Origin of the sequence: Mesorhizobium sp. WSM3873, from assembly GCF_001672445.1 — a bacterium.
GTDB lineage: Bacteria > Pseudomonadota > Alphaproteobacteria > Rhizobiales > Rhizobiaceae > Mesorhizobium.
In genome coordinates this window covers 195,939-218,157 of sequence record NZ_LYTM01000055.1, presented here as the reverse complement: position 1 = coordinate 218,157, position 22,219 = coordinate 195,939, and the positions used below count along the sequence as shown (strand labels likewise).

The 22,219-nt window shown below is 63.7% G+C and carries 19 protein-coding genes; 9 read left to right on the top strand and 10 right to left on the bottom strand.

Features of this window, described 5'->3' with window-relative positions:
• Positions 1–26: 26 nt before the first annotated feature.
• Both A9K71_RS27055 and A9K71_RS27050 read right to left on the bottom strand, forming a co-directional pair.
• Positions 27–707, bottom strand: a complete 681-nt coding sequence (locus A9K71_RS27055) for a GNAT family N-acetyltransferase (RefSeq protein ID WP_067003138.1) — start codon at positions 705–707, stop codon at positions 27–29.
• Positions 704–1,210, bottom strand: a complete 507-nt coding sequence (locus tag A9K71_RS27050) for a MarR family transcriptional regulator (protein ID WP_067003136.1) — start codon at positions 1,208–1,210, stop codon at positions 704–706. The genes A9K71_RS27055 and A9K71_RS27050 overlap by 4 nt, the downstream gene beginning before the upstream one ends.
• Positions 1,211–1,444: 234 nt before the next feature.
• On the opposite strand from A9K71_RS27050, the gene A9K71_RS27045 reads away from it, so the two are divergent.
• A complete protein-coding gene (locus A9K71_RS27045; protein WP_067003135.1) occupies positions 1,445–2,482 on the top strand; it encodes a phosphatidylglycerol lysyltransferase domain-containing protein in 1,038 nt (345 codons plus the stop codon).
• Positions 2,483–2,497: 15 nt separating this feature from the next.
• On the opposite strand, the gene A9K71_RS27040 is transcribed toward A9K71_RS27045, so the two are convergent.
• Both A9K71_RS27040 and A9K71_RS27035 read right to left on the bottom strand, forming a co-directional pair.
• The gene (locus A9K71_RS27040) at positions 2,498–3,259 is read right to left on the bottom strand and encodes an ABC transporter permease (RefSeq protein WP_067003307.1); all 762 of its coding nucleotides are present in this window, start codon (positions 3,257–3,259) and stop codon (positions 2,498–2,500) included.
• 14 nt (positions 3,260–3,273) lie between these two features.
• A complete protein-coding gene (locus tag A9K71_RS27035) occupies positions 3,274–4,200 on the bottom strand; it encodes an ABC transporter ATP-binding protein (protein WP_067003133.1) in 927 nt (308 codons plus the stop codon).
• 262 nt (positions 4,201–4,462) lie between these two features.
• Between A9K71_RS27035 and A9K71_RS27030 the strand changes: the two genes are divergently transcribed.
• Positions 4,463–5,824 carry a cytochrome ubiquinol oxidase subunit I gene (locus A9K71_RS27030; RefSeq protein WP_067003131.1) on the top strand — a complete coding sequence of 454 codons (1,362 nt, stop codon included), beginning with the start codon at positions 4,463–4,465 and terminating at the stop codon, positions 5,822–5,824.
• Between the two features lie 187 nt (positions 5,825–6,011).
• Positions 6,012–7,016, top strand: a complete 1,005-nt coding sequence (locus tag A9K71_RS27025; protein WP_067003129.1) for a cytochrome d ubiquinol oxidase subunit II — start codon at positions 6,012–6,014, stop codon at positions 7,014–7,016.
• Positions 7,017–7,178: 162 nt separating this feature from the next.
• Here A9K71_RS27025 and msrA read toward each other — a convergent pair whose 3' ends face one another.
• The 4 genes from msrA to A9K71_RS27005 form a co-directional block, all read right to left on the bottom strand.
• The gene (gene msrA / locus A9K71_RS27020) at positions 7,179–7,907 is read right to left on the bottom strand and encodes a peptide-methionine (S)-S-oxide reductase MsrA (RefSeq protein ID WP_067003127.1); all 729 of its coding nucleotides are present in this window, start codon (positions 7,905–7,907) and stop codon (positions 7,179–7,181) included.
• A 120-nt stretch (positions 7,908–8,027) separates the two neighbouring features.
• Positions 8,028–8,336, bottom strand: coding sequence for a hypothetical protein (locus A9K71_RS27015; RefSeq protein WP_067003125.1), 309 nt, complete (start codon positions 8,334–8,336; stop codon positions 8,028–8,030).
• A gap of 84 nt (positions 8,337–8,420) precedes the next feature.
• Positions 8,421–9,122, bottom strand: a complete 702-nt coding sequence (locus A9K71_RS27010) for a DUF1223 domain-containing protein (protein ID WP_067003123.1) — start codon at positions 9,120–9,122, stop codon at positions 8,421–8,423.
• 303 nt (positions 9,123–9,425) lie between these two features.
• Positions 9,426–10,490, bottom strand: a complete 1,065-nt coding sequence (locus tag A9K71_RS27005; RefSeq protein WP_067003121.1) for a pilus assembly protein TadG-related protein — start codon at positions 10,488–10,490, stop codon at positions 9,426–9,428.
• 423 nt (positions 10,491–10,913) lie between these two features.
• Here A9K71_RS27005 and lepA point away from each other — a divergent pair, with 423 nt between their 5' ends.
• Complete coding sequence (lepA, locus tag A9K71_RS27000) at positions 10,914–12,719, top strand: translation elongation factor 4 (RefSeq protein WP_067003119.1); 1,806 nt, start codon at positions 10,914–10,916, stop codon at positions 12,717–12,719.
• Positions 12,720–13,526: 807 nt separating this feature from the next.
• Here lepA and A9K71_RS26995 read toward each other — a convergent pair.
• Positions 13,527–14,615 carry a DUF4417 domain-containing protein gene (locus A9K71_RS26995; RefSeq protein ID WP_156752772.1) on the bottom strand — a complete coding sequence of 363 codons (1,089 nt, stop codon included), beginning with the start codon at positions 14,613–14,615 and terminating at the stop codon, positions 13,527–13,529.
• Between the two features lie 394 nt (positions 14,616–15,009).
• On the bottom strand, positions 15,010–15,570 hold the full coding sequence (locus A9K71_RS26990) for a hypothetical protein (protein ID WP_156752771.1): 561 nt from the start codon (positions 15,568–15,570) through the stop codon (positions 15,010–15,012).
• Positions 15,571–15,751: 181 nt separating this feature from the next.
• Between A9K71_RS26990 and A9K71_RS32205 the strand changes: the two genes are divergently transcribed.
• The 5 genes from A9K71_RS32205 (at position 15,752) to A9K71_RS26965 (ending at position 22,214) form a co-directional block, all read left to right on the top strand.
• Positions 15,752–16,264, top strand: a complete 513-nt coding sequence (locus tag A9K71_RS32205; RefSeq protein WP_067003116.1) for a hypothetical protein — start codon at positions 15,752–15,754, stop codon at positions 16,262–16,264.
• Positions 16,265–16,274: 10 nt separating this feature from the next.
• Positions 16,275–16,784, top strand: coding sequence for a hypothetical protein (locus A9K71_RS26980; protein WP_067003114.1), 510 nt, complete (start codon positions 16,275–16,277; stop codon positions 16,782–16,784).
• Between the two features lie 199 nt (positions 16,785–16,983).
• On the top strand, positions 16,984–17,331 hold the full coding sequence (locus A9K71_RS26975; RefSeq protein WP_067003112.1) for a hypothetical protein: 348 nt from the start codon (positions 16,984–16,986) through the stop codon (positions 17,329–17,331).
• A 418-nt stretch (positions 17,332–17,749) separates the two neighbouring features.
• Positions 17,750–19,786, top strand: a complete 2,037-nt coding sequence (locus A9K71_RS26970; RefSeq protein WP_067003110.1) for a hydantoinase/oxoprolinase family protein — start codon at positions 17,750–17,752, stop codon at positions 19,784–19,786.
• A gap of 253 nt (positions 19,787–20,039) precedes the next feature.
• On the top strand, positions 20,040–22,214 hold the full coding sequence (locus A9K71_RS26965) for a malate synthase G (protein WP_067003109.1): 2,175 nt from the start codon (positions 20,040–20,042) through the stop codon (positions 22,212–22,214).
• Positions 22,215–22,219 lie beyond the last annotated feature (5 nt).

Here is a 22,219-nt window from a genome sequence, read left to right as displayed (position 1 = left end):
GATCCGCGACCCTCCTCACCTTGCGATTACTCCACGCCTCGGACCACGGCCATGTTCAGGGTGGTTCTCAACCGGAAGCCGATGGCCTCGTAAAGGCCGACGGCCGGAGCATTGCTGGCGTAGGCGTGCAGGTATGGAACCTCGCCCCGCGCCATGATCCGGTTCGCCACGAACAGCGACAGCAGCTTGGCAAGGCCGCCGCCGCGTAAATCCGGATGCGTGCACACGCCGCTGAGCTCGGAGTAGCCGGGCTGCTTCATGCGCTCGCCGGCCATCGCCGCGAGCCTGCCGTCGATCTTCACGCCCCAGAACTCGCCGAGGCTCAAGGCCTCGAGCGTGAACGGGCCGGGCTTGGTGAGCGATGCCAGAGCGAGCATCTCGGCCGCATCGTCCGGCGTCAGTCGCTGCACGCGCTCGTCGGAGGCGGCTTCAACCGGCTGCTCGGCAACCATCTGCACCAAGGACGCGGTCGAAACCGCGGCAAGTTCCGAAGGCAGGGCGATCGGGTCCGTCTGAACCAGGATGGCGCTTTCAAGCGGCGGGAGCAGCTTGCCCAGGGCTTGTAGGCTTTCCGCATCGTCCGCAACGGTGGCGGCGAAGGGAACGATCGAAGGCCGGTACCGCCTGGCAAGGGTATCGCCTTCCGCAAAGGCCTGATGGCGCGTCGCCAATGCGCTCCAGATCGGACGGTCGAGAACATGTTTCATTGTGCGACGGCCTTGGGTGCGACTGTCTTGGCCTTGTCCGCCCGGCGGTCGAGCGGGGTCGCCGCCAGTCGATCCTCGATGGCGGCGAGCTGGCCAAGCAGCGGCCCGGAGAGGTCCGCGCACAATTCCGCGACCGCGCCCTCGATGCGCGGCCAGACGTCGTGCTTCGCGGCGTCGACCAGCCGCTGGCCGTCCGCTGAGAGGGAAACGATCCGGCGCCGCTGGTCGTCATCCGATGGTGTGACTTCGACCAGGCCGAGCTCGGTGAGCAGCGACACGGCCCGCGTCACGCCTGGCTGCGCGATGCCGAGCGACTGCGCCAGTTCGCCGACCGGCAGCGGCCCCAGCCTGTCGAGCGCGGCGAGCAGCGGATACTGACTCGACTGGATCCGCACATCCAGGCGATCGAGCACGCGCTGCGTGTCGGCCTGCAACTGCTCGCCAATGCGCTTCAGCCTGCTGCCGAGGCAGAGAAAGCCGAGGGACCTCAGAACATCTTCCATCGTCGAACTGCCGGAACAAAAAGATAACATGATATATAACATTGCATGGAAATTGGCAATATGGTTTCACGATGCAGCCGGAGCGCCGGCTTTGGCCGGTAGACATTCCCTCTTCATTCGCCGCCGATAGCATCCTATATGGCGCTGGCGCGACATGACCGATCCGTCGCGCCAAGGCGACTGATTCGAGGCCCGTGGGCTTCGGGTCTTTCTTCATCGGCATGCGGACGCTTGATGCCATCCCTGCGCATCCATATCGACAGGTTTCTTGACGGCGCGGCGCCCAAGGTGCCGCGGCGCGAGCTGACGCATCTCGAGCGCCTGGAGCTGGTGCGGCGCCATGGCGACTTCTCGCTCGCCTATTCCACCGCCGTGCAGCAGAAGCTGTCCTACTTCAGCGAAGGCGATGGCTACATCGCATTCGGCACCAAGATGAAGCACCATTTCGCGCTGGGCGATCCGGTCGTCGATCCGCCGGACCGGCCTGGCTACATCAAGCGCTTCGTCGAGGCCGCCGGCGGCCCCTGGTTCGTTCAGATAAGCGCCGCCACGGCAAAGGTGCTGGCCGGGCTCGGTTATCAGATCAATCGGCTGGGCGTCGACACAAGGCTGCAGCTGCCGGCGCATGATTTCTCCGGTAGGCGCAACGAGACCGTGCGCTATTCGGAGCGCTGGCTGGCGAAGAAGGGCTTCACCTTCGCCGAGGACAGGGCCAACATGCTGCTCGACGAGGTTTCCCGGCTGTCCGAGAATTGGCGCGGCGAGCGCATCGTCAAACGCTGGGAGATGGGCTTCCTGAACCGCCCTTTCGCCGACCATCTCGGCGCCGACATGCGCCGCTTCGTCCTCCACGGCCCACGGGGCGAGCTCGTCGCCATCCTCGATTTCGATCCGCTGTTCAGCAATGGCGAGGTCATCGGCTATACCACCGCCTTCAAGCGCAAGCAGGTCGACGCCACGCCGCATGCCGAGATCGGCCTGACCAAATTCGCCGTCGATCGCTTTCGCGAGGAGGGCGTTTCGGTGGTCACGCTTGGCCTGTCGCCGCTGCTTGACGTCGAACCGAGCGGCTTTGCCGAATCGAGCTTCTGGCGCAGCACCTTCCGGCGCGCCTACGAGTCGCCCTGGGTCAACCGCTCGCGCTTCAACCTGCAGGGCCAGGCCGCCTTCAAACGCCGCTTCCACGGGCTGGAGGAGCCGACCTACATTGCCTTCCGCAAGGGAACGCTGATGGAGATGCTTGGACTGCTGCGGCTGATCAAGGCGATTTGAAGCAAGCCCTGTTCGTCAATTCCTCAGCCGATACCCGGTCCTGAAAATCCACGCCACGATTGCGATGCAGGCGGCCAGGAACACCAGCGTCATGCCGAGGCTGACGCCGACCGAGACGTCCGCTTTGCCGTAGAAACTCCAGCGGAACCCGCTGATCAGGTAGACGACCGGGTTGAACAGCGTGATCGTCTTCCAGATGCCGGGCAGCATATGGATCGAATAGAAGCTGCCGCCCAGAAAGGTGAGCGGCGTGACGATCAGCAGCGGCACCAGCTGCAGCTGCTCGAAGGTCTTGGCCCAGATGCCGATGATGAAGCCGAACAGGCTGAAGGTCACCGCCGTCAGCACCAGGAAGGCGATCATCCAGAACGGGTGCTCGATCCTGAGCGGCACGAACAGCGCCGCGGTGGCCAAGATGATCAGCCCGAGCATGATCGATTTGGTCGCCGCGCCCCCGACATAGGCGATGATGATCTCGAGATAGGAGACCGGCGCCGACAAGAGCTCGTAGATCGAGCCGACGAATTTCGGGAAATAGATCGCGAAGGAGGCGTTCGAGATCGACTGCGTCAAAAGCGAAAGCATCATCAGCCCCGGCACGATGAAAGCGCCGTAGCTGATGCCGTCGATCTCGGTGATGCGCGAGCCGATCGCCGAGCCGAAGACGACGAAATAGAGCGATGTCGAGATCACCGGCGAGACGATGCTCTGCAGCACCGTGCGGAACGCACGCGCCATCTCCATCCGGTAGATCGCCCACACTGCACGAAGGTTCATAGCCGCGTGGCGGTTCATGGCTCTTGCCTCAGCAGATTGACGAAGATCTCTTCGAGCGTGCTGTTTTTGGTATCGAGATCGTGAAACTGAATGCCTGCGGCCTCGAGATCGCGGATCAGCGAGGCGACGCCCGGCCGGTCGCTCTGGCTGTCATAGGTGTAGGTGAGTTCGTTGCCGTCCGCCGACAGCTCCAGCGCATAGCGCGACAGGCCGTCGGGCAACGCGGCGAGCGGCGCGCGCAGCTCCAGCGTCATCTGCTTGCGGCCGAGCTTGCGCATCAGCTCGGCCTTGCCTTCGACCAGGATGATCTCGCCGCGGTTGATGACGCCGACCCGGTCGGCCATGGCTTCGGCCTCCTCGATGTAATGCGTCGTCAGAATGATGGTGACGCCGTCCTCGCGCAGGCGCCTGACCATCGCCCACATGTCCTGGCGCAGCTCGACGTCGACGCCCGCCGTCGGCTCGTCGAGGAACAGCACGCGCGGCTCGTGCGACAGCGCCTTGGCAATCATCAGCCGGCGCTTCATGCCGCCCGAAAGCGTGATCGCCTTGGCGTCCTTCTTGTCCCACAGCGAGAGATCGCGCAGCACCTTCTCGACGAAAGCCTTGTCGGGCGCCTTGCCGAACAGGCCGCGGCTGTAGTTCACCGTCGCCCAGACCGTCTCGAAGGCGTCGATGGTGAGCTCCTGCGGCACCAGCCCGATCAGGCTGCGCGCCGCGCGGTAGTCCCTGCCGATGTCGTGACCGTCGACGGTGACGCTGCCCGACGAGCGGTTGACGATGCCGCAGACGATCGAGATCAGCGTCGTCTTGCCGGCGCCGTTCGGCCCGAGCAGGGCGAAGATCTCGCCGCGCTCGATGTCGAGGTTGATTTCCTTCAGCGCCTTGAAACCGGTGGCATAGGTTTTCGTGACGCCGGAGATGGAGATGATGGATGACATGCTGAAATATGGCCGGCTGGAAAACGTGACCTGATATAGGTCGGATGTCGTTTTATGCAAACCGGCAATCGACCGTGCTGCTGACAGTTCTCGACAGTCGCCGCCGCTCGCGATGTCGAACGGCGCCGGCAAGCGATCAGGCGATGCGTGTGTCCAGGACCGCCCGACGCTGCGACAACGCGCCTCGCGTGACGCCGCGCCGCTTTGACCGATGCGTGTTCGAAGCCTATCCTTCAAGCCTGAATTGCAGCCGGAGCCCAGCATGGACCCGCTCATCCTGTCGCGCATCCAGTTCGGCGCGAATATCTCGTTCCATATTCTGTTTCCGACGATCACCATTGCACTTGGCTGGGTGCTTCTCTTCTTCAAGCTCCGCTACAACGCCACCGGCGACTCGGCCTGGATGCGCGCTTATTTCACCTGGGTGAAGGTGTTCGCGCTCTCCTTCGCCATGGGCGTGGTGTCGGGCGTCACCATGAGCTTCCAGTTCGGCACCAACTGGCCGGGCTATATGGAAACGGTCGGCAACATCGCCGGGCCGCTCCTTGCCTATGAGGTGCTGACCGCCTTCTTTCTCGAGGCGGCCTTCCTCGGCATCATGCTGTTCGGCTTCCGCCGCGTCTCCAACCGCATCCACACGCTGGCGACCGTGCTGGTGGCGGGCGGCACCACGGTTTCCGCCTTCTGGATCATCGCGCTGAACTCCTGGATGCAGACACCGGCCGGCTTCGAGATGATCGACGGCAAGGCGCACGCCCTCGACTGGTGGGCGGTCATCTTCAATCCGTCCATGCCCTACCGGCTGGTCCACATGCTGCTCGCCTCCGGGCTCACGGTCTCCTTCCTGATCGCCGGCTGCTCGGCGCTGCGTTACCTTTATGGCGACCGCTCGGAATCGATGTGGAAGGCGCTGCGCACCGGCGTCTTCGCCGCCGCCATCCTGATCCCGATCCAGATCTTTGCCGGCGACCAGCACGGCTTGAACACGCTCGAGCACCAGCCGCAGAAAATCGCCGCCATGGAGGCGAACTGGAACACCGGCGCCAACGTGCCGCTGGTGCTGTTCGCGCTGCCCGACGAGGCAACCAAGGAAAACAGGTTCGAGCTCGCCATTCCCGACGGCGCCAGCCTCATCCTGCGCCACAGCACAAGCGGCGTCGTGCCCGGCCTCACCGACTATCCGGGCAACCACCCGCCGGTCTTCCCGGTGTTCTGGGGTTTCCGCGTCATGGTCGGCACCGGCATCCTGATGCTCATCGTCTCCTGGTCGGCGGCCTTCTTCCTCAAGCGTCGCCGCAGCCTGCCTAAGCCGCTGGCCCTGATCATGGTGCCGATGGCGCTCTCCGGCTGGCTGGCGACGCTGGCCGGCTGGTACACGACCGAGATCGGCCGCCAGCCCTGGCTGGTCACCGGGATATTGAAGACGGCCGATGCCGTCGGCCCGGTCGCCGGCAGCCATGTCGCGCTGACCCTGGCCGTTTATCTCATCCTCTATGTGCTGCTCTTGATCGCCTATCTCGGCGTGCTGGTGCATCTGGCGCTGAAGGCGGCCAAGGAAGGCGACACCTCGCCGTTGCCCGGCGTCTTGAACGCCGCGATGTCGCAGCCGGCCGCCGGAGAGTGAACATGGCGGAGCAAGACAAGCGGCGCGGTCGGTTCGATGCGGGGCTTTCTTCTGAGGTCGGCGCTGCCCCTCGCGTTGCGGCCGGCAGGGCGATGAGGGGCGGCGCCAACCTTCGCGGTCGATCTGAAACGGGTGCTTCGAACAGTATGGCCGCATGTCGGACCAATCTCGGTTGGAGGAAAGAAAGATGACCTTCGACTGGCCAACCGCGCTTCCGCTGATCTTCGCCGGCCTGATGGGCCTCGCCATCCTGATTTACGTCATTCTCGACGGTTTCGACCTCGGCATCGGCATCCTGTTCGCAGGCGCCGAAGATGCCGAGCAGGACACGATGATCGCGACGATCGGCCCGTTCTGGGACGCCAACGAGACCTGGCTGGTGCTGGCGGTCGGGCTCTTGCTGGTCGCCTTTCCGATGGCGCACGGCACAATCCTCACCGCGCTCTATATCCCGGTGTTCCTGCTGCTGGTCGGCTTGATCCTGCGCGGCGTTGCCTTCGATTTCCGCGCCAAGGTGCCGGCCGGCAAGAAGCACCGCTGGAACCGGATCTTCTTTTTGGGCTCCACCATGGCCTCGCTGGCGCAGGGCTATATGCTCGGCGTCTATGTGCTCGGCCTCGATGTCGGCATTGGCGGCATGGCCTTCGGCGCGCTGGTCGCGCTCTGCCTGTCGGCGGCCTACGCCGCCATGGGCTCGGCCTGGCTGATCTACAAGACCGAGGGCGACCTGCAAGGAAAGGCGGTGCGCTGGCTGCGCGTCACGCTGGTGCTGACGGCGCTCGGCATGGTCGCGGTCTCTTTGGCCACGCCCTTCGCCAGCCCGCGCATCTTCGACAGATGGTTCCTCTGGCCGGAGATCCTCTATCTCTCGCCGCTGCCGATCGTATCGGCGCTCTTGTTCCTGTGGCTGTGGCGGCAGACGTTTCATCTGCCCAAGTCCGACGACCGGCATGCGCTGCGGCCGTTCCTGACCCTGGCCGCCATCTTCGCGCTCGGCTTCGCCGGGCTCGCCTGGTCGTTCTATCCCTATGTCGTGCCCGACAAGCTGACGATCTGGCAGGCCGCCTCGGCGCCCGAGAGCCTGGCCTTCATCCTGGTCGGCACCGTCGTCGTGCTGCCGATCATCATTTTCTATTCGTTCTACGCCTATCGCGTGTTCGGCGGCAAGGCGACGGATCTGACCTACGATTGAGGGCATAATCTCCCTCCTCGAGGGGGAGATGGCCGGCAGGCAGAGGGGTTGGTCCGACTGGGCTCAGCCTGCTTTGCTGCAGACAGTCGGCGCTCCACGCGCGGCGACCCTCTCTGTCGCCTTCGGCGACATCTCCCCCTCGAGGGGGGAGATCTGCGCGGCTCAGCTTTTGCTACTTGCCAGCACCAGCACCGGCTTCTCGCTGTAGAGCGCGGGAAACAGCGCTTTCAAATTCTCGATCTTCGGCAGGTCGTTGTAGACGATATAGGGGTAGGTCGGGTTCAGCGTCAGGAAATCCTGATGGTAATCCTCGGCCGGATAGAAGGTCTTGCCGGTCTCCAGCGTCGTCACGATCGGCTTCGAAAATACCTTGGCCTTGTCGAGCTGGGCGATGTAGCTCTCGGCGATCTTCTTCTGCTCGTCATTCTCGGCGAAGATCGTCGAGCGGTACTGGGTGCCCTGGTCCGGCCCCTGGTAATTGAGCTGCGTCGGATTGTGCGCGACCGAGAAATAGACCTGCAGCAGCTGGCCATAGGTGACCTTCGACGGATCGTAAGTGATCTCGACCGATTCCGCGTGTCCGGTGCGGCCGGTGCCGACGACCTCGTAGACGGCGTGCTCGGCGCTGCCGCCGGCGTAGCCGGAGACGGCCTTGCTGACGCCCTTGACGTGCTGGAACACGCCCTGCACGCCCCAGAAGCAGCCGCCGGCGAAGATCGCTTTCTCCGTGCCGCCGGCGGCCTTTTCATCCAAAACCGGCGGCGGGATCACCACCGCGTCCTCGGCCGAACGCGCCGGCGTCTGCCAGAAGGCGGCCGCGGCCGCCGTCAGCACCAGCGCTGCAAGCGGGGCCAGCGAGCGCCGCGCCGCCTTTTTGTCGATGCCGTTCATGTCGGATCTCCTTGTTCGTTGTTCCACTATATACGAAGCAAGCCGCCGCAGGTTTCTCACTTTGCCGTGCGGCGGCTTCTGGCCGACGGCGATTGTTGCCAAGAGACCGGGGCCGCTGACTTATTGCGCCGGCGCCATCGCGTCGGCAGGCTTCATTGCATCCGTCGCGGGCTTCATCGCATCCGCGGGCTTCATGGCATCCGTGGCGGGTTTCATCGCCTGGGTCGCCATCGCATCGGGCTTCATTTTATCTGCGGGCTTCATCGCGCCGGTCGGCATCATAGCATCGGTCGCCGGCTTCATGGCTTCGGTCGCCATCGCATTGGCGGGCTTCATCGCGTCGGTCGTGTCGTCGGCGCGGGCGCCGGCAACGAACGCGGCAGCGGCAAGCGCGAAGGCGAGCGTCGGCAGCGTGAGGAATTTGGTCATGCTAGTTCTCCTTGGGTTTGGCGCGCAGATGCGGGCCTTTGGTTAAGCGTTGCCGCCTGCCGCGGCCCCGCGCGAAAAGAAAAGTCAGTTTGCCGCGGCGGCCAGGATCGGCCCGCCGGCCGGCGTCTGCACCAGCACTGCCGTGCTCAAGCCCCCGGATGCCGCAGGCAGCGGCAGCGTCGTCGCCTCGCCGTTCCAGCGGCCGAGCCTCTGCAGCGAATGCACGACATTGGCATGCGGCAGCGTGCGTCCGGTGTTCTCGCCGCGCGCCACCGGCACCTCGACGACGCCTTTGTCGTAGCGCACCAGCCAGACATCGGCCGCCCCGCCGGGCGCCGTGCCGGCGCCGATGCTCACCTTGCCGTCGCCCAGCGAGAGCGCCGGACCCTTGGCGTGCGGGGTTCTCGAGATCAGCCGCTCGATCTCGCCCGGCGCCGCACCGACGGCGTCGGCGCTGCCGTTCACCACCACCTGCGGCGTGAACGGCCCGTCATGGCCGAGCGGCGGCTCGTAGGCGACCTGGCGCTGGGTGAATTCCTGCCGGCCGAAAATGTCCTTCCAGCCGAGATAGTCCCAGTAGGTAACGTTGAAGGACAGCGCCAGCACGCCCGGCCGGTCCTTGACCTTGATCAGATTGGCATTGGCCGGCGGGCAGGACGAGCAGCCCTGGCTGGTGAACAGCTCGACCACGGTAAGCAGCTCAGCGGAAGCGGCATCGAGCGTGGCGGCAAGCGCAGCAAATGCCGCGCCGGCAAGCAGGCCGATCCTTGTCTTCAATCCGGTCATGGGAAGCAGTCTCCGTAGCGGGGCAATGCTCCCATTTCGCCGCCGCGGAGGACTTCGTTACAGCTTCACCGGTTTGTGATATCGGCGAGTGGCGAAGGCCGTGGCGACGTCCAATCTCCCCCCTTGTGGGGGAGATGTCCGGCAGGACAGAGGGGGGCGACGTAGAGCGCAAGCCCATCGATAGACCGCAGTACCGGGACAGCCGGCCGTTTCCGCCTAGTCCCCGCTAGCCGGCTAAGCCGGCGGACAGCGCCCCCCTCTGGCCTGCCGGCCATCTCCCCCACAAGGGGAGAAGCGAGGGCGCTACTGCGTCAGCACGGTCTCGGACGGCCGCTGGTTGAAGGCGCATTTGCCGGTCACATTGTAGAAGAAGTCGGCATTGGAAACCGGCGCCGGCACCGGGTTGCCGCCGTCTTCCCAGGCCTGGTAGCCGGTCTGGCCGCAGGGCACCGAGGTGAAGATGTCGACCTTCTGGCCGGTCGCGACCTCGGGCATATCGGTGGCGCTGGTGCCGATATAGAGTCGGTTCGAGGTGTTGGGATCATTCGACTTCAGCACCTTCGGGTTGCCCGAGGGAACATCCATTTGCAGATAGAGCTGGTCCATCTGGCTGACATCGATCACCGCGCCGGCGCCATTGGCCGGATAGAAGGTATCGGCGCAGGTCGTGACGTACTTGTTGCTGCCGCTGGTCTGGGTGATCGCCCCGCTCGGCAGATCGTTGAAACTGTCGACCGTCGAGGTCGTGCAGACCTGTTTCTGCACCACGGTCTTCGTCGACCCGTTGATGGTGCTCACCGTGGTTGTGCCGTAGCCCTTCGGGTCGCCATAGCCGTTGTAGTTATAGCTGATCGTCATCAGCGGCTTGGCCTTGGTCTGGCCGAACTGGGTGCCGTAGAGGGTCATCGTCTTGTTCCAATAGCCCGACACCTTCGTCACCTTGAAGGTGGACTGGACCAGCGCCGGCGCCTTGCGCACCGAGGAACCGACGCCGACATCGACCGAATTGATCCTGGCGATCTGCATGAAACTGGTCGGCATCGGATAGGCCGCCGTGGCGCTGAACGTCGCCGTGCCGTCGGCGGCGACGTTGACGGCGGTGAGCGTCGCGTTGCCCAGCCCGCTATTGGCGACATAGGCCTGCTGCAAGGCCGTCTGGCGATCGGCCTTCGAGGTCGTGGTCGGCAGCGTGGTGATCGACAGGATCGCGGCGTCGAGCGCCTGCTGCATGTTGCTCCTGGTCGTCACCGCCGAGGTGTAGTCGACGGAAAAGCCGACCGCGAGCAGCAGCGGGATCGCCAACAGCGCCATCATCGGCAGCATCGAGCCGCCTTGCGATCGAACGAAATCTCTTGCCGACGAGAACATGCCCCAACCCCATACACACCGGCAATGCAACCTGCCTGCCACCAGAGGTGGAGATATGCCCAAAATGAGTGCATGAAAGTTTAAGTGGATTTGAATTTTGCGCGGAGGCGCCCTAACCTTCAAACGCTTGCGCTGCCCCTCACCTGCCTGCCGGCATCCTCTCCCCGTATGGTAACGGGGAGAGGGGCGCCCCCATCGACGATTTCGCCAATTTGGAACGCTGCAAGAAAGGTACCGAGGCGGCGGCCAGCCCCTTCTCCCCGTCACTTACGGGGAGAAGTGCCCGGCAGGGCGATGAGGGGCAGCGCCGGCCTCCGATCATTGGCCGTGTTCAGACATTGGCGAGCGTGTTTGCCTGCTCTGCTCCGATCTCCCCGGACCCACCGCTTGCCCCTTAAACCCGCCCCTGCTAAAGCGCGCCGCATGACGACGCCCCTCGACCACATCCGCAATTTCTCCATCGTCGCCCATATCGACCATGGCAAATCCACGCTTGCCGACCGGCTGATCCAGCTCACCGGCGCGCTGGAGGAGCGCGACATGAAGGAGCAGGTGCTGGACTCCATGGACATCGAGCGCGAGCGCGGCATCACCATCAAGGCCCAGACCGTTCGGCTGAACTACCGCGCCAGGAACGGCGAGGATTATGTGCTGAACCTCATCGACACCCCCGGCCATGTCGACTTCGCCTATGAAGTTTCGCGCTCTTTGGCCGCCTGCGAGGGCTCGCTGCTGGTGGTCGACGCCTCCCAGGGGGTCGAGGCGCAGACCTTGGCCAATGTCTATCAGGCCATCGACAACAACCACGAGATTGTCGTGGTGCTGAACAAGGTCGACCTGCCGGCGGCCGAGCCCGAGCGCATCCGCGAGCAGGTCGAGGAGGTGATCGGCCTCGACGCCTCCAACGCGGTGCTGATCTCGGCCAAGACCGGTCTTGGCGTGCCGGACGTGCTGGAGGCGATCGTCCACCAGCTGCCGCCGCCGCGCGAGGGCGACATCGCGGCACCCTTGAAGGCGATGCTGGTCGACAGCTGGTACGACGCCTATCTCGGCGTCATCGTGCTGGTGCGCGTCATCGACGGCGTGATGAAGAAGGGCCAGACCATCCGCATGATGGGCACCGGCGCAAAATATCTCGTCGAGCGCACCGGCGTCTTCAAGCCGGCCCGCGTCAATGTCGACGAGCTCGGCCCCGGCGAGTTCGGCTTCTTCACCGGCTCGATCAAGGAAGTGGCCGACACCCGCGTCGGCGACACCATCACCGAGGATCGCCGCCCGACGCAAAAGGCCCTGCCCGGCTTCAAGCCGGCGCAGCCGGTGGTGTTCTGCGGCCTGTTCCCGGTCGACGCCGCCGATTTCGAGGATCTGCGCGCCGCCGTCGGCAAGCTGCGCCTCAACGACGCGTCCTTCTCCTATGAAATGGAGACCTCCGCCGCGCTCGGCTTCGGCTTCCGCTGCGGCTTCCTCGGCCTGTTGCATCTGGAGATCATCCAGGAGCGGCTGGAGCGCGAGTTCAACCTCGACCTCATCGCCACGGCGCCGTCGGTCGTCTACCGCATGAACCTCATCGACGGCACGACGAAGGAACTGCACAATCCGGCCGACATGCCCGACGTGGTCAAGATCGCCTCGATCGAGGAGCCGTGGATCCGCGCCACAATCCTCACCCCCGACGACTATCTCGGCGGCATCCTGAAACTCTGCCAGGACAGGCGCGGCATCCAGGCCGACCTCTCCTATGTCGGCAAGCGCGCCATGCTGACCTACGACCTGCCGCTCAACGAGGTGGTGTTCGACTTTTACGACCGGCTGAAGTCGATCTCCAAGGGCTACGCCTCCTTCGACTATCACCTCACCAACTATCGCGAGGGCGACCTGGTCAAGATGTCGATCCTGGTCAATGACGAGCCGGTCGACGCTCTGTCCATGCTGGTGCACCGGTCGGCGGCGGAAAAGCGCGGCCGCGCCATGTGCGAGAAGCTGAAGGAACTGATCCCGCAGCATTTGTTCAAGATCCCGATCCAGGCCGCCATCGGCGGCCGCATCATCGCCCGCGAGACCGTCTCGGCGCTCAGGAAGGACGTCACCGCCAAATGCTACGGCGGCGACGTGACCCGCAAGCGCAAGCTGCTCGACAAGCAGAAAGAGGGCAAGAAGCGGATGAGGCAGTTCGGCAAGGTGGACATCCCGCAGGAGGCGTTTATCCAGGCGCTGAAGATGGGGGACTGAGAAACCGCTATAAGTGGCCCGAAGTACTTGTTTCACAAAGCACCGAGCAGAAGAAGCCGCGAAGTTTTGGGCCTTGTCTGGTTAGCGACGTGATGTTCCCGTCGCCGGCTCGAATTACCTCTCGGCTATGATCGTCCGATCTGAAGCGGATAAATCGGCTAATATTGGCTAAACCAATAAAGAGTGGCCGAAACCCGTTACCGTGGCCGGGGTCGGTATGGCGTGTTACTCCCTCACTGAGGGCTAGCTCTAAAGCTCTTCCGGAATCACTCAGACTTGCAAATTTCGGATTAGTTCGTAGGCTATCTAAAACGCCGATCCCAGAATCAGCGACGACAAACTCAAATGTTCGGTTCTTAGCGCAGAATACGACGTATCCAAACGACAAGTTTTGGCTATGTTCGATGACATTGCTATAGAATTCGGCAATCGCTGCAGCTAGCTTTCCTGCATTATCATTGGGGAAGCCAGCATCCTGTGCAGCTCGCTTCGTCCTTATCATCAAATCCGGCCAAGCAAGGGGGTCATTCTTCAGCTTTCCGATAGAGATAAACCCTTGCCTTCCCAATGTCGGTTCGTACCAACAATCCTGAGGCGTCGCCAAATTCATGAGCAACGTGCCGTATGACGTAGTAGCTAGCCAACTCTGATCAATCAGAAGTTCGGGTCTAACGTGGCGCAGCTCCAATAGCGGTCCGAGCATGTCTACACGACTCGGGGGTAGCTCGGCCGTCGTCAAACCTCTGCTAGCCGCGGCGAGGCAGATATCTCCAGCCAAATCAAAGGTAAGGGTCTCTATGGGATGCCTCACGCTGCCTTCGCCACGTTTGCATCTCCACCATAATAACTGGAGCGCAAAAAGGCCGTCTGTTCGGAAATGTTGTGGCTATGTAAGGTGTCGACGTCTTCCCCGATTGCAGTTGGAGACGCAATCCATTCAAGGCGACTATTATAAGATCTCTCTGCTCGCTGTCGTTTCATTGTCTTTATGAATGCGGTCGTGTCGATATAAATCACACGGCGAAAATGATTTCTCAAGAATGGTATGACATGCGGGTCACCGCGAATGATGATGTCCAGACCCCGCCCCGCGCCCTGAGCCAGTTTCGCTAACTCGGTGAGATGGAAATGCTTCCGAAGAGCCGTTCCTGGGCCTGTGATGAACTCGTAGGACAGCATCGAGATTTCTTCACGCTCCGCGATAAACTTCCTCCACCGCTCAAAATCGTGAGATGTGCGTCCATGGGAGTGAAGAGCGCAAGGAATTCCACCTTGCTGAAATTCTGCAAAGGTAATCGCAATGCGCTTGATCGCATGCAAGTCATCGGTACGAGGGTTATCAAGAACGAGACTAAAGTTGGGTGCTGTGACCGCGGCGATGCCCAACATTCTCAGCCCCTCGATAAGCCGTCTCCGGGCGTCACCGAGAGTCCACCACGGTTCGATGAGATGATCGTGATTAACTCCGCTCAGAATAATTTGCCCGGAGGAATCTACCTGAAACGCGCGGCACAAATCGCCCCGCGTTCTGAACCTCAATTCACCACCCCTGAAGTCAATTAGGTCAGAGAGGCGCAAAGCAAAAATGCCTTGCGTAAGTGGACGACCGCGCCGCCCACCATGATAAACGAGAGGAATGATGTCGTTGACAAGTGTAGCGGACAAGCTCTCCGTCCGGTCAACAGTCCCTAAGTCAAAGCCACCGACCTCGCGTACCTGAGCAACAAACCGTTGCGGATTGCTGCGACAAACACGGGTGCAAGTGTCGGGGCTGGCGCAGCAAAGTTCAATGCAATCAACCATCGGATCGCTGATGGACAGACCGCCACAAATCTCTTTATGCGGGCAAGTGGGGCAACCTAGCGCCATTGAATAGCGTTCCGGGTCATCCGTCAAAGACCGAATGATTCTAGCGTTGCATCTCGGATCTGGGTGACGATGGTTTAGCACAACGACACTTCCACTTTTTTCGATATTCTGTGCACTCGCTTAACAGTGCCGTTAGCTACACCGCCAGACCGGGCTATGGCCGTTACAAGGTCATGGGAGGGGCTATCAAATCTAGCAACGATTGTGTTGCCGAGCCGTGCATCCACCGAACCATTCCTTGACTCGACAATCAGCGTGTCGCCATCCTGAAGCGAGGCTCCGCCTGATATGGTTGCGATGGCACAACGAGGTTGATCTGTTGGCGTCTTGGTGAAGAAGTCGGATGTTGCTAGCGCAGCGCGCTTTGCGTCGATGTGTTTTGTTATCGTCTTTTTCGCCCTGTTGAGAAATTCGGCCCCCATCATTCACCTCTATCTAGCAACGGTCGGTAGAACTTTGCCCGACCTTGAGCGAACTCGCGAATTATACCTTTTGATACGAGGCCGGATAACCGATTGTTCCATGCTGTTGTGCCTTTGGTCTTCTCAGATTCGCCGAAATTCTCCATAAGGCTGTTGGCATCAATTCGCTCCGAGCTGCTTACGAGGTCGAAGGTCATCTTCTGTTTTGGATCCAGAGTACCAATTAGTTCCTGAGATAAGATATTGCGATTCCCATCGATCTGACAGCTCATAATGACGTCGTTTGTCAGGATGGTAATCACCGACAGCTCGTCCATAACTGAGTTATTTACGTTGGCGACAACGGGGTAAAATTTCGAGTTCCGCGCGCGCATATAAGTCTTCAGCGCGAATACCGATTCGCGGAGATAGCTAGCGGTAGCGACCTCCACGTTCCTAAAGTCGAGAAATAGAGCAGTCGGTTCTTTCGGCTCGACATCAACGGCTTTCACAAACGCAGCAAACGCATCTTTGCCGTTGACGGCACCTGAGAGCACCGGCCCGCGAGCTACTTCGGTCATATCAATTCTCACGGTCATCACTCATCTCACGTTTATATCGTGAGATAGATATAGCGCCGCGAACCGTTAACGTCAAGAAGGGGAACTGCGTCGCTCACTCAACGCGTTTGTTGTGACGGGACTGGCCCTTCACCATCCCCCCACCTCGTTGTATCCTCTCTCCCGATCGGGGTGTCACCGCATGCGCTCCACCTCCAACACCATCGCCGCAATCGGCCTCGCCATCGGCGGCGCGTTGGGCATGGCAGGCGCCTTCGTTGCAAGCGACCCGCTGCGCGAGACGCTGTGGACCATCGACGGCGTGGGCGTCGTCGTCGCTGCAGCACTTCTCACCCTGAAATACCAGCGGCTCGGCAATGACCTCGTCGCCGCCGGCTTCCTCACCTTTCTCGCCGGCGAAAGCCTGCTTCTGGCCGGCAATGCGGCGGGGCTGCAGGCGAGCGTGCCCTCCTATGTCGGCGGCATTGCGCTCTGGGCGGCGGGGCTCGCCATGGTCAGCGCGCCAAAAACCTTCGCGCTGTGGATGCGGCTCACCGCTTTCGTCGCGGCCCTGCTCTTCGCCGTCTCGGCGGCGATGATCCTCTGGGGCGCGCCGCTTCTGCCCACCTCGGCGCCTTTGCCCGCCGCCGGCTATCCGTTCCTGGTCCTCACCTTCATCGGCTGGATCTGGACGCTCATGAAATCGGAACGCTGAGCGGGCGGACATGGCCGCGCCGCTCGAAATCCGCAACAGCGCCTCGGGCAAGATCCTGCCGGCCGTGGGCCCGTTCCTGATCGGCGGCATCTTCGGCTTCGGCGCGCTGCAGGGCGCGGCCTCGGGGGCGAGCAGCGGTCATGTGCTGTGGATCGCGCTGCTCAGCGTCGCCCTCCTGGCGCTCGGCGTCTTCATTTCGCGCGGCGCCTTCGACAATTCGGTCAAGGTCACGCTTGATCAGCGCGGCTTCCGCGATGCTCGCGCCGGTGACGTGCTGGTGCCGTGGAACAAGGTGCGGAGCGTGCGCCTCGCCTCCGGCGGCAAGGGCGCGGCGCTGCTCAATTTCGAGCTCACCGAGGAGCCGCCCGACGCCATCAAATATTCGGCCGCCAATGCGTTCGGGATAATGCCCTTCGGCAAGACCACCGTGCACATGGAGATCTCCTCGCTCGACATCCACGACCAGGACTTGATCGAGGCGGTGAAGACATTGGCGCCGCACGTGGTGGTGAGGCGCTGATCTCCCCCCTCGAGGGGGAGATGTCGCCAAAGGCGACAGAGGGGGTCGCCGCGCGTGGAGCGCCGACGCCGTGCGGCACGAGATGAGGTCGGCGTTCTACGCGCAAGGACCCCCTCTGACCGCTTCGCGGCCATCTCCCCCTCGAGGGGGGAGATTACCGGTGCTTCCCGTGCTCTACTCCCCCTCGGGAACCCTCGCCATGATTCGCGCTCTGCTCGTCGCTCTTCTCCTCACCGCGCCGGCCTTCGCCGCCGACATGTCGGTCTTTGTCCGCAACCAGCGCTCCGACGGCGTCGCGCTGGAACTGTTCAGCCGCGACAGCGAAAAGGTCTGGCCGGGCGGCGACAAGGTTTTTCTCATCCGCCCGCAGGCGCGCAAATCCGTGCCGATCTCCTGCGAGCCCGGCGAGCACATCTGCTGGGGCGCCTGGGTGGTCGGCAACGATTCCGTCACCGCCGGCGTCGGCCCCGACAACGACCAGCCCTGCGACACCTGCTGCTTCATCTGCACTGACCACTCGACGGAGACGGTGGATCTGGCGGAGTGAAGCTGCCAATCTCCCCCCTCGAGGGGGAGATGTCGCCAAAGGCGACAGAGGGGGTCGGTCCGACCGGACTCGGCCTCCGGCTGCAGAACGAGGCTGGCGCTCCATGCGAGATGACCCCCTCTAGCCTGCCGGCCATCTCCCCCTCAAGGGACCCCTCAAGGGGGGAGATCAGCTGTCACACCGGCCCTCGCCTATTGCCAACATTGCAGGAATGGCGCGGCGCGGAAGTTGGCCAATCTCCCTCCCTGAGGGGGAGATGTCCGGCAGGACAGAGGGGGGTGGCTTGGCGCTAGCGTCTCAGCAAATTCTTCGAAGCCGCACCATCTCTGCTCTTGGCCCATCGCTCCCGCCTTTATCCGCCGGCCCGTATCGGCTAAGGGCAGGCACCAAACCTCTTGCCCGGACTTGCCACCGCCAAATGACCGCCAAGCCAAAACCGCTCTTCCTCGGCATCGACACCGGCGGCACCTATACCGATGCCGTGCTGTGGTCGGAGGAGGGCGGGCCCCTGGACAACCCAGATAAGGGCAAGGTGCTGGCCAAGGCCAAGGCGCTGACCACGCGCCACGATCTCGCCGTCGGCATTTCCGGCGCGGTCGACGCGGTGCTGGAAAAATCCGGTACCGACCCGGCCGCGATCAAGCTCGTCTCGATGTCGACCACGCTTGCCACCAACGCGCTGGTCGAGGGCCAAGGCGGGCGCGTGGCGCTGGTGATGATCGGCTTTTCCGAGGCCGACCTTGCCCGCGACGGGCTGAAGACGGCTCTCGGCAGCGACCCGGTGGTGTTCTGCCCCGGCGGCCACGACGTGCACGGCAATGCCGCGAAGCTCGATCTTTCCGGCCTCGAGGCGGCATTGCCGGAGCTTGGGCGTTCGGTGTCGGGCTTCGCCGTCTGCGCCTATTTCGCCACCCGCAATCCGGCGCATGAGCTCGCCGCGCGCGACCTGATCCGCGAAAAAACCGGCCTGCCGGTCACCGCCAGCCACGAGCTTTCGGCCAAGCTCGGCGGTCCGCGCCGCGCGTTGACCACGCTGCTTAACGCCCGGCTGATCTCGATGATCGACCGGCTGGTCGCGGCGACCGAAGGCTTTCTTGGCCGGCGCGGCATCGCCGCACCTTTGATGGTGGTGCGCGGCGACGGCGCGCTGGTGTCGGCGGCCTTTGCCCGCCAGCGGCCGATCGAGACGATCCTCTCCGGTCCGGCCGCCAGCCTGGTCGGCGCCCGCCATATGACCGGGCTCGACGACGCCATGGTCTCCGACATCGGCGGCACCACCACCGACGTCGCCGTGCTGGATAGCGGCCGGCCGCGGCTCGATCCGGAAGGCGCCACCGTCGGCGGCTTCCGCACCATGGTCGAAGCCGTCGCCATGCGCACCTTCGGCCTCGGCGGCGACTCCGAAGTGGCGCTGGAGGACGGCGCGCTCGACCCGAAGATCCTGCTCGGGCCGCGCCGCCTGGTGCCGCTGGCGCTGGCCGGCTTGGCGCATGGCGAGGGGGTCACCGCCGAGCTGGAGCGGCAGCTGCGCGCGCCGAATCCCGGCCGCATGGACGGGCGCTTTGCCGTGCGCACCGGCGTGCCGGATCGCCTCGCCGCCGGCCTCACCGCGCCGGAAGCGAAACTCTACGACGCGATCGGCGCCACCCCGCTGGCGCTTGACCGGCTGCTCAGCTCCAACGCCCAGAACGCTACGCTCAACCGGCTGGTGGCGCGCGGCCTGGTGCACATCTGCGGCTTCACGCCGTCCGACGCCGCCCATGTGCTCGGCAAGCAGTCGAACTGGGATCCCGCCGCCGCGCGCCTCGGCGCCGAGCTGTTTTCTCGCCGCCGCGACGGCCGCGGCCAGCCGATCGCCGCGACGCCGGAAGTGCTCGCCCAGCGCGTGCTCGTCACGCTGACGCGCTGGTCGGCCGAATATATTCTCGAAACCGCATTCGCCGAGGACGGGCTGGACGGCGCCGCGACCGTCGCGCACGCGCTGGTGCAGCGCGCCGTCGATGCGCATCCCGGCATCGCCCGCTTCAGCGTCGCGCTCGACCGGCCGGTGATCGGCCTCGGCGCCTCGGCGCCGCTGCATTATGCCGGCCTGCCGCCGCTGATCGGCAATGGCTGCATCGTGCCGGAGGACACCGACGTCGCCAACGCGCTCGGCGCGGTCGTCGGCCAGGTCCGCGTCTCGGCCGAAGCCCGCGTCAGCCAGCCCAGGGAAGGGCTTTTCCGGCTTGCCTCGGGGCAGACGGTGCGCGACTTCACCGAGGAGGAGAAGGCGATCGCCGCGGCGGAAGCCGACGTGCGGGCGATCGTCGCCGAACGCGCGAAAAATGCCGGCACCGACAGCGCCGAAATCGATGTTTCCACCGAGTTCAAGGTCTCGACGGTCGAGAACCAGCGCATGTTCATCGAGGCGCATGTGGTGGCGGTGGCGTCAGGGCGCCCAAGGATTGCGGTGTGAGGCGCAGTCTCCCCCTTCTCCCCTTGTGGGAGAAGGTGTCGCCGGAGGCGACGGATGAGGGGCGCTCCAGGGAACACCAGCGCCGCACTCCGCTGGAACACCCCTCATCCGTCTCGGCGCTTGCGCGCCGATCCACCTTCTCCCACAAGGGGAGAAGGGAAACGCTCCGCACCTTCACCCTAAGCCGAATTGACCCTTGAACCCCAAACATGTCAAAGCCCCGGCAAAGCCTTACCCATCTGGAGACGTGCTGATGACCGACCGCATCGAGATCGCCGGGTTGCAGATTGCCCGGCAGCTCCATGACTTCGTCGCCGAGGAGGCAGCAGTCGGCACCGGCATCGATCCGGAAAAGTTCTGGACCGGCTTTTCAGAGATCGTCCACGACCTCGCGCCGAAGAACCGCGCGCTGCTCGCCAAGCGCGACGCCATGCAGGAGAGGCTGGACGACTGGTACCGCGCCAACGGCGCGCCGGTCGACATGGAGCTGTACAGAACGTTCCTCGAGGAGATCGGCTATCTGGAGCCGGAAGGCCCGGCCTTCAGCGTCTCGACCGAAAACGTCGACCCGGAGATCGCGGTCGTCGCCGGACCGCAGCTGGTCGTGCCGGTGATGAACGCGCGCTATGCGCTCAATGCCGCCAATGCGCGCTGGGGCTCGCTTTATGACGCGCTCTACGGCACCGACGCCATTCCCGAGACGGGAGGCGCCGAAAGGGGCAAGGCGTTCAACCCGGTCCGCGGGGCCAAGGTGATCGCCTGGGTCAGGGATTTCCTCGACCAGTCCGTGCCGCTCACCACCGGCAAATGGGCCGGCATCAACGGGCTGTCGGTGGCGAACGGCGCGCTGAAGGTCGGCGAAGGCGCCGGCGCCACCACGCTTGCCGACCCGAAGCAGTTCGTCGGCTATCGCGGCGACGCCGCCACGCCGGAAGCCGTGCTTTTGGTAAAGAATGGCCTGCATATCGAGATCGTCGTCGACCATGCCAGTCAGATCGGCAAGACCGATGCGGCCGGCATTGCCGACGTCATCCTCGAGGCCGCCCTGACCACCATCCAGGATTGCGAGGATTCGGTCGCCGCCGTCGATGCCGAGGACAAGGTCGTCGTCTATCGCAACTGGCTCGGGCTGATGAAGGGCGACCTGGCGGAAGAGATCACTAAGGCCGGCAAGAGCTTTGTCCGCAAGCTCAATCCGGACCGCCGCTACACGGCGCCGAATGGCGGCCAGCTGCTGCTGCCCGGACGCTCGCTGATGCTGGTGCGCAATGTCGGCCACCTGATGACCAATCCGGCGATCCTCGACCGCGACGGCAACGAGGTGCCGGAAGGCATCATGGACGCGGCGCTCACCGCGCTGATCGCGCTGCACGATGTCGGCGACAACGGCCGCCGCGCCAACTCCCGCGCCGGCTCGATGTATGTGGTGAAGCCCAAGATGCACGGGCCGGAGGAAGTCGCCTTCGCCGTGGAAATCTTCGATCGCGTCGAGGTCCTGCTCGGCATGGCCAAGAACACCATCAAGATGGGCATCATGGACGAGGAGCGGCGGACCACAGTCAACCTCAAGGAAGCGATCCGCGCCGCAAGGGAGCGCGTCGTGTTCATCAACACCGGCTTCCTCGACCGCACCGGCGACGAGATCCACACCTCGATGGAAGCCGGCCCGATGATCCGCAAGGGCGACATGAAGCAGGCGGCCTGGATTTCCGCCTATGAGGCGTGGAACGTCGATACGGGCCTGGAATGCGGGCTCGCCGGCCACGCCCAGATCGGCAAGGGCATGTGGGCGATGCCGGATTTGATGGCGGCGATGCTCGAGCAAAAGATCGCGCACCCCAAGGCCGGCGCCAACACCGCCTGGGTGCCCTCGCCGACCGCGGCGACGCTGCACGCCACGCACTATCATAAAGTGGATGTGCACGCCGTGCAGGCTGCGCTGAGGAGCCGGCCGAAGGCCAGGCTCGACGACATCCTGTCGGTGCCCGTGGCGGTGCGGCCGAACTGGACCCCGGACGAGATCCAGCGCGAGCTCGACAACAACGCGCAAGGCATTCTCGGCTATGTCGTGCGCTGGATCGATCAGGGTGTCGGCTGCTCGAAAGTGCCCGATATCAACGATGTCGGCCTGATGGAAGACCGCGCCACGCTGCGCATTTCCTCGCAGCACATCGCCAACTGGCTGCGCCACAAGGTGTGCTCGGAGATCCAGGTCCGGGATTCGCTGCAGCGCATGGCAGCGATCGTCGATCGCCAGAATGTCGGCGACCCGTTCTACCGGCCGATGGCGCCGGATTTCGACAAGTCGATCGCCTTCCAGGCCGCCTGCGACCTGGTATTCAAGGGGACCGTTCAGCCCAACGGCTACACCGAGCCGGTGCTGCATGCGCGCAGATTGGAGCTGAAGGCGCAGGACCGGGCGGGGTAGCGCGC

Excerpts from the sequence above, each read along its gene's own strand:
- A9K71_RS26965 (WP_067003109.1), top strand. The coding sequence starts at position 20,040 with ATGACCGACCGCATCGAGATCGCCGGGTTGCAGATTGCCCGGCAGCTC.
- A9K71_RS26990 (WP_156752771.1), bottom strand. The coding sequence starts at position 15,570 with ATGACCGAAGTAGCTCGCGGGCCGGTGCTCTCAGGTGCCGTCAACGGC.
- msrA (WP_067003127.1), bottom strand. The coding sequence starts at position 7,907 with ATGAACGGCATCGACAAAAAGGCGGCGCGGCGCTCGCTGGCCCCGCTT.
- A9K71_RS27055 (WP_067003138.1), bottom strand. The coding sequence starts at position 707 with ATGAAACATGTTCTCGACCGTCCGATCTGGAGCGCATTGGCGACGCGC.
- A9K71_RS26970 (WP_067003110.1), top strand. The coding sequence starts at position 17,750 with ATGACCGCCAAGCCAAAACCGCTCTTCCTCGGCATCGACACCGGCGGC.
- A9K71_RS27050 (WP_067003136.1), bottom strand. The coding sequence starts at position 1,210 with ATGGAAGATGTTCTGAGGTCCCTCGGCTTTCTCTGCCTCGGCAGCAGG.
- A9K71_RS27010 (WP_067003123.1), bottom strand. The coding sequence starts at position 9,122 with ATGACCGGATTGAAGACAAGGATCGGCCTGCTTGCCGGCGCGGCATTT.
- A9K71_RS27045 (WP_067003135.1), top strand. The coding sequence starts at position 1,445 with ATGCCATCCCTGCGCATCCATATCGACAGGTTTCTTGACGGCGCGGCG.
- A9K71_RS27030 (WP_067003131.1), top strand. The coding sequence starts at position 4,463 with ATGGACCCGCTCATCCTGTCGCGCATCCAGTTCGGCGCGAATATCTCG.
- A9K71_RS27025 (WP_067003129.1), top strand. The coding sequence starts at position 6,012 with ATGACCTTCGACTGGCCAACCGCGCTTCCGCTGATCTTCGCCGGCCTG.
- A9K71_RS32205 (WP_067003116.1), top strand. The coding sequence starts at position 15,752 with ATGCGCTCCACCTCCAACACCATCGCCGCAATCGGCCTCGCCATCGGC.
- A9K71_RS26975 (WP_067003112.1), top strand. The coding sequence starts at position 16,984 with ATGATTCGCGCTCTGCTCGTCGCTCTTCTCCTCACCGCGCCGGCCTTC.
- A9K71_RS26980 (WP_067003114.1), top strand. The coding sequence starts at position 16,275 with ATGGCCGCGCCGCTCGAAATCCGCAACAGCGCCTCGGGCAAGATCCTG.
- lepA (WP_067003119.1), top strand. The coding sequence starts at position 10,914 with ATGACGACGCCCCTCGACCACATCCGCAATTTCTCCATCGTCGCCCAT.
- A9K71_RS27035 (WP_067003133.1), bottom strand. The coding sequence starts at position 4,200 with ATGTCATCCATCATCTCCATCTCCGGCGTCACGAAAACCTATGCCACC.
- A9K71_RS27005 (WP_067003121.1), bottom strand. The coding sequence starts at position 10,490 with ATGTTCTCGTCGGCAAGAGATTTCGTTCGATCGCAAGGCGGCTCGATG.
- A9K71_RS27040 (WP_067003307.1), bottom strand. The coding sequence starts at position 3,259 with ATGAACCTTCGTGCAGTGTGGGCGATCTACCGGATGGAGATGGCGCGT.
- A9K71_RS27015 (WP_067003125.1), bottom strand. The coding sequence starts at position 8,336 with ATGACCAAATTCCTCACGCTGCCGACGCTCGCCTTCGCGCTTGCCGCT.